10 protein-coding genes are annotated in these 12,059 nt (G+C 52.8%); 5 read left to right on the forward strand and 5 right to left on the reverse strand.

From position 1 onward, the window contains the following. Positions 1-316 precede the first annotated feature (316 nt). Positions 317-3,433, forward strand: a complete 3,117-nt coding sequence (locus tag CRO05_RS06990; RefSeq protein WP_235001323.1) for a transglycosylase domain-containing protein — start codon at positions 317-319, stop codon at positions 3,431-3,433. Positions 3,434-3,603: 170 nt separating this feature from the next. Here CRO05_RS06990 and CRO05_RS06995 read toward each other — a convergent pair whose 3' ends face one another. Further along, entirely contained in the window at positions 3,604-3,807 is a 204-nt protein-coding gene (locus CRO05_RS06995) for a DUF2905 domain-containing protein (protein ID WP_097066389.1), read from the reverse strand. 270 nt (positions 3,808-4,077) lie between these two features. On the opposite strand from CRO05_RS06995, the gene CRO05_RS07000 reads away from it, so the two are divergent. The 4 genes from CRO05_RS07000 (at position 4,078) to CRO05_RS07015 (ending at position 8,564) form a co-directional block, all read left to right on the forward strand. Then, positions 4,078-4,707 (forward strand): pentapeptide repeat-containing protein, encoded by a 630-nt coding sequence (locus CRO05_RS07000; RefSeq protein WP_159462704.1) that lies wholly within the window; start codon positions 4,078-4,080, stop codon positions 4,705-4,707. Positions 4,708-4,884: 177 nt separating this feature from the next. Then, on the forward strand, positions 4,885-6,345 hold the full coding sequence (locus CRO05_RS07005; RefSeq protein ID WP_097066391.1) for a beta-xylosidase: 1,461 nt from the start codon (positions 4,885-4,887) through the stop codon (positions 6,343-6,345). Between the two features lie 102 nt (positions 6,346-6,447). Next, positions 6,448-7,719, forward strand: coding sequence for a glucoamylase family protein (locus CRO05_RS07010; RefSeq protein ID WP_097066730.1), 1,272 nt, complete (start codon positions 6,448-6,450; stop codon positions 7,717-7,719). Between the two features lie 320 nt (positions 7,720-8,039). Further along, on the forward strand, positions 8,040-8,564 hold the full coding sequence (locus tag CRO05_RS07015) for a beta/gamma crystallin domain-containing protein (protein ID WP_097066392.1): 525 nt from the start codon (positions 8,040-8,042) through the stop codon (positions 8,562-8,564). Between the two features lie 378 nt (positions 8,565-8,942). On the opposite strand, the gene CRO05_RS07020 is transcribed toward CRO05_RS07015, so the two are convergent. The 4 genes from CRO05_RS07020 to CRO05_RS07035 all read right to left on the reverse strand — a co-directional run bounded on the left by CRO05_RS07020 (position 8,943) and on the right by CRO05_RS07035 (position 12,059). Next, positions 8,943-9,632 (reverse strand): alpha/beta hydrolase, encoded by a 690-nt coding sequence (locus CRO05_RS07020; protein WP_181319814.1) that lies wholly within the window; start codon positions 9,630-9,632, stop codon positions 8,943-8,945. A 47-nt stretch (positions 9,633-9,679) separates the two neighbouring features. Further along, the gene (locus tag CRO05_RS07025; protein WP_097066393.1) at positions 9,680-9,991 is read right to left on the reverse strand and encodes a ferredoxin; all 312 of its coding nucleotides are present in this window, start codon (positions 9,989-9,991) and stop codon (positions 9,680-9,682) included. Between the two features lie 152 nt (positions 9,992-10,143). Then, entirely contained in the window at positions 10,144-11,262 is a 1,119-nt protein-coding gene (locus CRO05_RS07030) for a PotD/PotF family extracellular solute-binding protein (protein ID WP_235001324.1), read from the reverse strand. Next, positions 11,259-12,059 (reverse strand): ABC transporter permease, encoded by an 801-nt coding sequence (locus CRO05_RS07035; RefSeq protein ID WP_097066395.1) that lies wholly within the window; start codon positions 12,057-12,059, stop codon positions 11,259-11,261. The genes CRO05_RS07030 and CRO05_RS07035 overlap by 4 nt, the downstream gene beginning before the upstream one ends.

Raw genomic sequence — 12,059 nt, forward strand, 5'->3', positions numbered from 1 at the left:
CTACAGGATCTCTACGGAGTCTTTCCGTTGATGAAATAGCGTTGGCGAAAATAGTCTCTTTACATCAGCCAGCGTAACCGTCTTATAGCGGAAATTTGCGGTGCTGCATATTGTTGTCCACCTGGTTTATCCTGCGCGAAGACCGCTTGATGAAAGCGTTGCTGACCTGAAGCAAATAGAACGAGGATGAGAAAAATCCCCCCGTTACCCCGGCTAAAACTTCAAAAACCGAACAGGGCTAGAAAAATGCTGCATTTTGCGACCTGCCTGCCACCAATAAATCTGTAATGTCGTATTTTTATTCTTGATGATTTCCATGGTGAGGCGCGCGCTCAAGTTTTTTGCTTTTGCTGTTCTGATTCTGCTTCTTGCTGCACTCGCTATTGCGGCCTTTGTTTTTTACGTGGAAGTCCAGACTTCTACGTTTCAGGCGCGGGAACTGTCCAGGCTGGCCAATGACCTGCGTTGGGACATGCAAAACAGCCCAAATGGCGATTCGCATTTTTCGCAGGCAGGGCCATATGACGTTCGTCTGGGCTATAGCCGTTTACCGGAAATGTTTCAGCATTTGGCAAAACACGGTTTTCAAGTCCATTCTCAGGCACGAGTTTCCGCGCGCATGAAGGAGCTTGTCGAGCAGGGCCTGTTTATTCCTTATCGTGAAAAGTCTCAGGCGGGCCTGGAAATAACTGCCGGGGACGGTCAGCCATTGTATCGCGCTATGTTTCCGTCGCGCATCTATGAAAATTTTGAATCGATCCCGTCCGTGGTGACCGACAGTCTGCTATTTATCGAGAATCGCGAATTGCTCGATCTGGCTCACCCGAAAAAGAATCCGGCTATCGATTGGAACCGGTTAGGCAGGGCGGTGCTGGACAAGGGAATTCAACTTTTCCGTACCGAGCATGACGTACCAGGAGGTAGTACGCTCGCAACACAAATCGAAAAATATCGCCACTCTCCCAATGGAATGACCATGAGCGCAAAAGATAAGCTTCAACAGATCGCCTCCGCCTCTGTGCGCGCTTATCTGAACGGCACTAACACATTACCGGCCCGCAAGCAGATTGTAGTGGATTACCTTAATACAGTCCCGCTTTCGGCTGCTGCGGGTTTCGGGGAGACGAACGGGATTGGAGACGGGCTCTGGGCGTGGTACGGCCTGAAATTCGACGAAACCAACCACATCCTGAATTCGCGATTCGTACAAGGCGACGCCCTAATCGAAGCTGCATTCCTTTATAAACACATACTAAGCCTGATGATCGCGCAGCGCAGGCCATCCTACTATCTGCTTGGCGGACGCGAAGAACTTGCCGAGCTTACCGACAGCTATCTGCGGGTCTTGGCTCAGGCAGGTGTGATCCCGTCCCGTCTCAGGGATGCCGCGCTCAAACTGCCGCTCAGTTTTCGTGACACCGCTGCCGCGCCTGAGGAAATCAGGAATTTTTCCGAGCAGAAGGCTGTTAACGCGGTGCGTATGCGCCTTGCCTCTCAGCTTGGGTTACGGCGGATGTATGACCTGGACCGCCTGGATTTATCCGTGCAAAGCACGCTCGACGTCGAACTGCAGAAAAAAACCACCGATCTGCTGCGTCGGCTCAAGGATCCTGAATATGCGCGCGCTGCCGGGCTATACGGACACCGCCTGCTGGGCACGGAAGATCCAGGGAAAATTATCTACAGCTTCACGCTTTCCGAGTTGACACCGGAAGGCGCCAAGTTCCGGATCCTCGCGGACAATTTCGAACAACCGCTCGATATCAATAAAGGCACCAAGCTGGACTTGGGTTCTACCGCAAAATTACGCACGCTGGTGACCTATCTTGAGATTGTCGAGGCCCTGCATAATAAATATTCGGCAATGGAACCGAAAGCGCTCCGCAAGCAAGAGGTTGACCCCGGCGATATTCTTAGCCGCTGGGCGATCGGTTATCTTTTGCAAAGTAAGGACAAGAGTTTGGCATCCATGCTGGACGCCGCTCTGGGGCGTAAGTATTCGGCCAATTCCGAAGAACGGTTCTTTACCGGTGGCGGCTCGCATATTTTTCATAATTTCATGCGTGAAGACGACCATAAGATTCTGAGTGTGCGTGAAGCGACGAGGAACTCGGTCAACCTGGTATACATCCGCTTGATGCGGGATATCGTGCGCCATTACATGTTCCAGGTCGGGGGCTCGTCCGCCAGGATACTAAAGGATGTCGGGAGTTCTGGCCGCGCAGAATATCTCAGACGCTTTGCGGACAAGGAAGGCAGGGAGTTTATCAACCGGTTCTATCTCAAGTACAAGGGCAAAACGGCGAGGCCGGAGGAGGTTAGCGAGGCGTTCTTTTCCAGCTTCCGGCATACGCCGCGTCGTCTTGCGGCCGCTTATCGCTATATTTATCCTGATGCCACGCTCGTCGAGTTCAAGAAATCCATGACGCCACACCTGCCCGGTTTTAAAGGCGTGACCCCGACAATGCTTCACGAGCTGTATGAGAGCTATGCACCCGGAAAATATTCTCTGGCCGACCAGGGCTATATCGTGACCGTGCACCCTCTGGAATTGTGGCTGGTACGCTACCTGATCTCTCACCCTGGTGCCCGGCACAAGGATATTATCGAGGCCAGCAAGGATGAGCGGATAGACGTCTATCACTGGCTGTTCAAGACCGTGAACAAGAACTCGCAGGATATCCGGATTCGCGGTCTTCTGGAGCTTGAAGCATTCCTGGAAATTCACCGCAACTGGAAACGCGTAGGCTATCCTTTCGATTCGCTGGTACCGTCGCTCGCCACAGCTATCGGGACCTCGGCTGACCATCCCGCCGCGCTCGCGGAACTGATGGGTATCATCCTCAACAATGGCGTCCGGGTGCCATCCACGCTTATCGAACGGCTTCGCTTTGCGGCGGACACCCCTTTTGAGGCCATTGTCGAACGAACGCCCGTCCAGGGCGAAAGAGTGTTCTCCTCCGAACTGGCGGCAGCGGTACGCGGTGTACTGACCGATGTGGTGGAGACAGGTACAGCTTCGCGGCTGGCACGGGTCATGGTGGAAGAGGATGGCACTGAAATTCTGATCGGCGGAAAGACGGGAACCGGCGATCATCGCCATATCACGTTTTCTTCGCCGGGTGTCATCAAGGAATCCAGAGCAGTAAACCGCTCTGCCACCTTTGTTTTTTTCATCGGGAACCGTTTTTTCGGGACCATGACTGCATTCGTACCCGGCACGGATGCCGATAACTACGCATTTACCTCGGCCCTCTCTACGCAAGTCATGAAACAGCTCTTGCCCATATTGAAACCGCTTGTTGACAGGACTCGGCCATTGCCCGTACAAACTCTGGCGGAATCCGCGGTTGAAGCGGAATCTGCCGTTGATCCGGTTAGGCCTGAAGAAAACCGAAAGCCAGAGGATGAATTCGGGCTAGCGAAATTCTGAAATAATACGAGGAGATAAAATAGTTCAGTCTTCGCTGTTGATCCAACGCAAGAAGACGATAATCCCCAGGATCAACCCAAGACCCAGGACGGCTTTTATAAATTCCTTGAAGAACCAGAACACCATAGATTCATACAGATCCAAATTATTTGTCCTCTTCAAAAATGGAATTACTTCCGGAACCACCACCAAAGCAGCAGCGACAGCAACAAGGATACCAGTAGGCCTGTAGTCAGGGGAAAGTAGAGCCTGAAATTCTCGCGCTCGATAATAATATCTCCGGGCAGCCGTCCGAAAGGTAATCTCGACAGCCATGGCCATGCCAAACCAGCCAACAACAGCACTATGCCCAGTATGATGAGTAGACGTTGCATAAGCGTTTCTGAAGGTGCCAATCGCGGGCTGAGATTTTCGGGAAAATACGCGGTTTAGTGTAAACGGTTTTTTCAGGAAAGATCAATTTGCTCTTCGCACCCTGTCATCTTTATAGCAATAAATTCATCGTTAGTACTTTCCCAGTCTCGGCTTCTGCAATTCCTTTCCCTATTTCCTGGCGGTTCATGTCCCTTAGTGTGCTAGCACACGGAGTTACGGCACAGCGTCAGATAAGATTTATTTTTGACTCATCAAGGTTGAGGAAAAAAATGATTACTCATCGCCTGATTCTGTTCGCCGCCTTGTTCGCGGCACACACTGCTGTCGCTGCAGAGATAAATGGTTGCCCTATCAGATCGGGCACACTCTGCGTAGAGTGGGATCTTCGTGGCGCCGATTTGCATGGCGCGGATCTTGCTCGAGCTGGGTTTCGCCAATCCCATTTAAACGGCGCCGACTTGCAGGGTGCGAATTTATTCAATGCCAACATGGACATGGTCGATCTCACCGGTGCCAACCTCAGTGGGGCAATATTGGATGAGGCCGATCTGAAAAATGCCACAATGGTTGATGCCAGGCTTAATCTCACGCGGCTTAAAGACACGAATCTTAAAAGCGCCAACTTGGCGGGCGCTAATCTCACTGGCGCATTGCTCAAGGGCGCTAATTTAAGTGGCGCGAATCTTACCAGGGCTCTGTTTCGCAATGCCCAGCTTCAAAGAGCGGATTTATCGGGCACAGTGATGACACAGGCTGATTTTCGCGGTGCTGACCTCACTAGGGCGAAGCTGGACAATGCAATGTTGCAAGGGGCTGATTTTAGAGGCGCGATCCTCGACGAAGTTGATTTTTCCAGCGTAAATACTGAGGGCTGCCAGGGCTGCCCGGAAGCGAAGTAGTTAAATGGCCGCGGTTATTTGATGGTGTTACCGACGGGTCGCAGAAATTCGACGCCAGCCACTGGCGCCGACAAGTAAAAAAAGCGGCGGTATTCACATTTAATACCCAGAAGGCATAAGGCGGAGACCAGCTTCGCCCCAGCGCGGGGCAGAAATAACATTCTGTGAAGAACTGTTATGGCTATCGAGTTCAAAAGCAACCTTGCTTCAACTTCGGTTCCGCTTAAACATTCCTGGGAACATACCGTGGGTAGCGGGCGTGCGTTGCTTGCGCTGCGCGCCGACTGGCAGGCGCAATTGATGCGGGCACATACCGAGCTCGGATTTCGTCACGTACGCTTTCATGGCCTGCTTGATGACGATATGGGTACGTTGGTCCGCCACGCCGGGAAAGCCCTCTACTCCTTTTTTAACGCGGATCAAATCAACGACTATCTGCTGTCTATCGGCATGAGGCCATTCGTCGAGCTTTCCTTTATGCCTTCGATGCTGTCTTCAGGTCGCTCTACCGTGTTTCAATATCGGGCCAACATTACTCCGCCCAAAAATTACCGGCAATGGGGAAAGCTTATCGACAGACTGGTACGTCACTGGATTGACCGCTATGGATCGGATGAAATTGGCGAATGGTGCCTGGAGGTATGGAACGAACCCAACCTGAAGGCGTTCTGGACAGGCGGTAAAAAAGGTTACTACGCGCTTTACCGTACTACCGTCGAAACCATAAAAAATATAGATTCCGCGCTGAAAGTGGGTGGCCCCTCGAGCGCCCAGAGCGCCTGGATCCCAGAGTTTCTTGATTATTGTACTCAACACAAGCTCCCGGTTGATTTTGTCAGCACGCATTATTATCCCACCGACGCCTTTGGCCAAATTGGCGCCGACACACTTACCCAGCTCGAACACGCACCACGGGATGTAATGAAAGAGAAGGCAGAAACCGCGAGCTTACAAGCCCGGGGCCTGTCGCTCTATTACACTGAATGGAATGTTAGTTCGAATCCGCGCGATCCGTTACACGACGAGTCCTTTGCCGCCGCGTACGCCGCGAATATCGCGCTATCGGTTGACCCGTTTGTCAAGGGTTACAGCTTCTGGACCTTTACTGATATTTTCGAGGAGAATTATTTTCCCAGCGTCCCTTTTCACGGCGGCTTCGGTCTCCTGAATCTGCACGGCATTCCCAAGCCAATCTATAGAGCGTTTCAGCTGCTGCATGGTTTAGGCGACAAACTCCATCAGGTGGAAGGCTCGCATGAAACAGTCAGCGTATGGATAAGTGGAGGAGATAACGTCATTACCGTATTTATGACCAATTACGCCATGCCCCGCCATGAAATATGCCCGGTTTCTGTCCACGTGCAGCTAACTGGCGCACCGCGACCGTTGTCGGCGCACCTGATACGCATTGATGAAGACAACGTAAATCCGAAGCGCGTCTGGCAGGAAATGGGCGAGCCTGAATACCTGAACCTGCGTGACGTAGAGACACTGCAATCCGCCTCGGTGCTGAACCCTGAGCCGTATCCATTGCGCGTCCTGGAAAATCGCATAGATTTCAATATCTCGATGCCGCCGCAATCGGTAGCAGCAATGAAAATTGAGTGTGCGCCCGGCAGCACACCTGAACGGTCCTGAACGAGGGACGCGAGAAGCGAGGTTGAAATTCCATGCCAGCGGTAAAACTTGATCATGCGCATACCTGAGCTCATAGCGTCCGAACAATCCAGGCAAGATGAGATGCTCATAAGTCTGCAGCAGGACTCGTTCGCATATTTCGTCCACAAAATCAACCCCGCGAATGGACTCGTCCTGGACAAGTCGCATTCTGATTGGCCAGCAAGTATTGCCGCGGTGGGCCTCGCGCTCGCGGCCTATCCGGTTGGAGTTGAACGCGGTTTCATGACCCGGGAAGAGGCTGTGAAGCGTACGCTCATCGTGTTGAAGTTTTTCGCGAACGCACCCCATGGCCCCGAGCGCGATGCTACCGGGTACAAGGGTTTTTATTATCATTTCCTGGACATGAATACAGGAAAACGCGTCTGGAATTGCGAACTCTCCAGCGTCGACACTGCCTTCCTGATCGCCGGCATGCTCATTGCAAGGGCTTACTATAAACATGAGACGGAGGAGGAAGGGGAAATCCGCAAACTCGCAGATGAACTTTACAGGCGCGTTGATTGGCAATGGATGCAGAAGGGAGAGGCTGCGGTAAGCCATGGCTGGACGCCCGAAAAAGGTTTTCTGCCTTATCAGTGGACAGGTTATGACGAAGCGTTGATCCTCTACCTGCTGGGATTGGGCTCACCCACGCATCCATTATCTGACGAAAGCTATGCGGCATGGACTTCAACCTACAAATGGAAAAAGATCTATGACATAGAGTTTCTTTATGCGGGACCGTTATTCATTCATCAGTTGTCGCATGCATGGATCGATTTTCGCGGAATTCGGGATTCATTCATGCGTGAGCGCGGTAGCGACTACTTCGAAAATTCTCGTTGCGCGACGCTCGTTCAGCAACGGTACGCGGCGCGTAACCCGCTCGAGTTCAAGCATTACAATGAATATTGCTGGGGTATAACTTCCAGCGACGGCCCCGGCCCTGTTGCCAGGCAGGTGGACGGCATCCTTCGGGTTTTTTATGATTACATCGGACGCGGCGCCCCCTATGGCCCGGATGATGGCACATTAGCACCGTGGGCGGTGGTCGCTTCGCTCCCGTTCGCGCCCGATATTGTGCTCCCGACCATCGAGAACTACGAACGCATGAACCTGAGAGAAGCCCAGAAGTATGGCTACAAGGCCACGTTCAACCCCACCTTCCCGGTTGAGCCGTACCACGAATTCGGATGGGTATCGCCCTATCACTTTGGTTTGAACCAGGGACCTATCGTCATGATGATTGAAAATTATCGCTCTGGATTGTTGTGGTCGCTGATGCGGCAATGCCCTTATCTGGTGACTGGTTTGCGCCGTGCAGGATTTCGTGGAGGCTGGCTGGAGGGTTAGAGAGGAACTGCCCTTCCGAGCGTTGAATCATCATACTGGCTAGTGCAGTCAACCTTTCTGCATTGCGAAGCTGCGGACACTCAGTGTGACCAAGTGTCATCTGTTTAACTTATCCGATGGCTCGTTCAACCCGAGACGCAATATGAATAAGGAATATGTATGTCAGCGAACGGAGCGGCTCTGGGAAGTGTTTAAAATTCAGGAAGGTCAGGTACGGAGTTTGGAAGAAGATTGTTAATGGAACATGCTTGACCTGCTGTTTCAGTTGGATTGAGCGGATCCAGTGCCATAACCCCTTTCACGATTGTTAGGAGGATAACATGAATATTTCGATACAGAAGAACTCCCGCGATTTTTTGGCTGCCCTCGCAGTGGTGTTTGGCGTATGCGCCGCAACTGGCGTTGGCGCGCAAGAGCTGCCTGATAGACCAATAATGAATAAAAAGCCGGAGCCCACGGACAAGAGCAAACCACGGTCCGGAACCAGGGATGGCCCGACGACTGTTCAGGTGCCGATATTGATGCTAGTCCCGGTTGAGGTTTCGACCGATCTGGAAAGAAAAGGATGCTGGGTGAAGTTTTATGAAAAGAAAAATTATGAAGGCGACAGCTTGACGCTCGCAGGTCCGCTGAATTTGCCACGGCTGATCGGCCCCTTCGGAAGTGATTGGGAGAACAAGGTTCGCAGCCTCAAAACCGGGCCCAGGGCCGGCGTCACCATTTATGACAATCGAGACTTCAGAGACCAGAATAAATTTATCGAGGCAAACGGAAGCGTTCCGGACATGTCGGAAAAGATGGGATTTTTCGATGATTTCCGTTCAATGATGTTGAGTTGTAAATAGGCGCCCTAAAGCGTCGTCCGAGGGGCCCCGCGAAGCGGGGATCGGGCAGCGTCAGGGCGCGGCGACCGTAGGGCGCCTACATCCGCTACGGGATCGCACCTTCCTTCGGAAGGCACTGCTTCGCCCCTCGCGGCTGGCCCCAAAGCCTCGTCCGAGGGGCTCCGCGGAGCGGGGATCGGGCAGCGTCAGGGCGCGGCGACCGTAGGGCGCCTACATCCGCTACGGGATCGCACCTTCCTTCGGAAGGCACTGCTTCGCCCTTCGCGGCTGGCCCCAAAGCCTCGTCCGAGGGGGCTCCGCGGAGCGGGGATCGGGCAGCGTTGGGGCGTGGCGGCCGCAGGACGCCTACAATTCCGCTGCGGGTCGTACCTTGGCGCATCAAGGTCGGCAGAAATCGAGAACAACGCGTTTGAGAATGTGCAAGCGGCGGTGAAAAAAATGTTCTGCGCCGGGTACCACGACGACCGGTAATTCCTGAGGGGCAGCCCAGTCCAGCACGGTTTTCAGAGGGACTGTTTCGTCCTGGTCGCCGTGAATGATCAGAACCCCGGGTGCATGCTCAATGTCGTTTTTAGTGCCTGGGTAGGCGATATGGGGGGCGTTCAATCGCTGAACCGCTGGCGCTACCAATACTACTTTCTGTGGCTTGATCCGTTGGGCTGCGTAGGCCTGGATGGCTCCGCCGAAAGAAAAGCCCGCCAGCAACAGTGGCATGGACATATCCAGGCGCGCTGCGAACTGACTATTGACAGTTTCCACTACCGCAAGCACATCCTCCGTTTCTCCTTCGCCATGGTCTTCGCCAGAATTACGTGCGCCTTCGCTTTGTTCCACGCCGCGAAAATTGAACTTGACCGTTATAAATCCCGACTCAAGAAAAGATTTGAACAAGGTGTGCACCACCTTGTTGTTCATGGTCCCGCCATACAACGGATGAGGGTGCGCGACTACAGCAATCCCGCGCGGGGGGCTTGAATCAGGCTCGGCAATATCTGTTTCCAGCTTTCCTGCCGGACCATTAATGAAAAATTTCTGGGGAGCGCGGGGATTCAAAAAGGACCCAGCCATACAGTAATTGAAAGGATACGGGGAATCTCTGAACAGTTCCGTTAATTCTAAATTCGCAATCGCTCGACCACGCGTCCGTTTTTCAAATGCTCCTCGATGATCTCATCAATATCTTCCTTATCCACATAGGTATACCAGACGTCTTCGGGATACACCACGATAACCGGGCCTTCATTGCAACGGTCGAGGCAGCCAGCATTGTTAATCCTCACTCTCCTGCTCTTGCCGTCGAGTTTTAGCGCTTTGATGCGCGCCTTGGCGTAATCGCGCATGGCCTGAGCCCCAAAATTATTACAACATAATGCTCCCGCTTCGCGCTGGTTTACGCAGAAAAATACATGTCGTAGATAGTAGCTCATGAGAATGTTCGAGGAAATTGGATGAATAAGGATTATACCGGAACCGTGTTGTCTTCTCAGGCTGATCAGTTTACCGCCCGAACATCACCGGGCTTTACCTGCTTGTGCAGAGATTGTGACGATACTCCGCGACTTTTTTTCAATTTCCCCTGCTATCTCAATTTTATTTCGGTCCACAGGCGGCTCAACAGCCGCCGTTGTTTGCGGTCCAGGTCGCGCAGCATTTCCAGTCGAGTGAGCAGTTCCGGATCCGGAAATATCGCTTCGTTACGCGCGATTTCCGGCCGGATATATTGCATCGCATCCATGTTGGGATTGCCGGAGCCTATAAGGTTGGTGAGCTCAGCGGAATTCTTGCCATCCAGCATGAAATTGATGAATTGATGGGCGAGATCAGGCCGGCTTCCGCTTCGATGCAGTACCATGCTATCGAGTGCCAGAACTGCCCCTTCCTTCGGCGTCGAGTAGCCGATGGTGAATCTTCGCCCGGTTTTTTTTGCATCGAACGCCGCCTGAAACATGTCGTTGGAATAGCCGTGCGCAACCCAAAGATTGCCTACCGCCAGTTCCTTGACATAACTGGTATTGCTGAAGGCTGCCCAGTAAGGCTTGGCGCGAACAATAAGGTCGGCCGCTTCCTGCCAGTGGTTCTCATCGACATCGTTAACTGAATAGCCCAGATACTTCAGCGCCGCGGCCATTAACTCGCGCTGGCTATCAAGCACTGTGACGCGGCCCCTGATTTTTTCGAGGTATTCCGGTTCGAAAATAATTGCCCAGGTGTCGACAGGCAGGCCGAGTTCGCTTATCTTCTCCTGGTTGAAGCCGAGCAGGGTCAGCGTATAGGCGTAAGGTACGGAATATTTGTTGCCGGGATCGAATGCGGTGTCGAGATATGCGGGATTGATATTCTCGAGATTGGGCAATAGCGATTTATCGAGCGGCTTCAGCGCACCCTGACGGATCAGGGCATCCATCGCATTTCCGGTGGGGACGATGAGATCATATCCTGTCGCTCCCGCCGCCAGCTTCGCCAGCATTTCCTCATTATCGGAATAATAATCCTGCGAGAGTTCGCAATTGCAGAATGCTTCGAAGCGATCCATCGTTTCCGGCGCGATGTAATTATTCCAGTTGAACAGATGCAGAACGTTTTTCGCGCCATCGATCGTGTGTTGATCGTGTCTGGCGCAGCCTGTCGAAAACAGGACCAGCCAGGCGAGCAAGAACACAAGCGATACCGGAGATCCCATGGTACGCAGCCCGTTCATTTTCCCGCTTCGTCAAGAGACATCGTTCTGGCTGAAGCGCGTGCTTCCAGCCGGAACGCGAAAATGATCATGACCAGCGTGAGCAGCATCAGTAATGTGGAGATGGCATTTACTTCGGGTGTCACGGCGACTTTTATCATGGTATATATCTGGATGGGCAGAATGGGTTCGCCAACCCCTTTGGTAAAGAAGGTAATGACAAAGTCATCAATGGACAAGGTAAACGACATCAAGGCGCCCGCGACTACCGCCGGCATGATAAGCGGCAATGTGACAAGACGGAAAGTCTGCCACGGGGATGCGCCCAGATCGCGCGCAGCCTCAAAGATGCTCTCGTCCATGCCCTGGAGTCGCGCCCGCACAATGATCGCGACGAATCCGATGCAGAATGTGGTATGCGCGATGATGATGGATACCATGCCGAGCGTTAAATTCAGGACCTGCAAAAAGAATAGTAGTAACGATACACCCAGCAGGATTTCGGGCATTGCCACCGGTGTGAATACCAATACCGGCAATACCTTGAGCTTGTACCGGTGTATCGCCAGGCCAGCCATGGTGCCGAGCAGGGTGGCGCTGAAACTCGCGCTCAATGCGATAATCAGGGAATTACGCGCGGCAGCGAGCATTTCAGTATTGTTGAGCAGCGCTTTATACCAGGACAATGTAAAGCCGACCCACTCTGCATTCAGTTTGGAATCGTTGAACGAATACAGAACCACGATAGCGAGCGGAATGTACAGAAAGGCGTAAGTCAGCACAGCCGCGGACCACAGCCAGATATTGCTGCGGCTCAT

It is taken from the genome of Nitrosovibrio sp. Nv4 (assembly GCF_900215485.1).
Lineage (GTDB): Bacteria > Pseudomonadota > Gammaproteobacteria > Burkholderiales > Nitrosomonadaceae > Nitrosospira.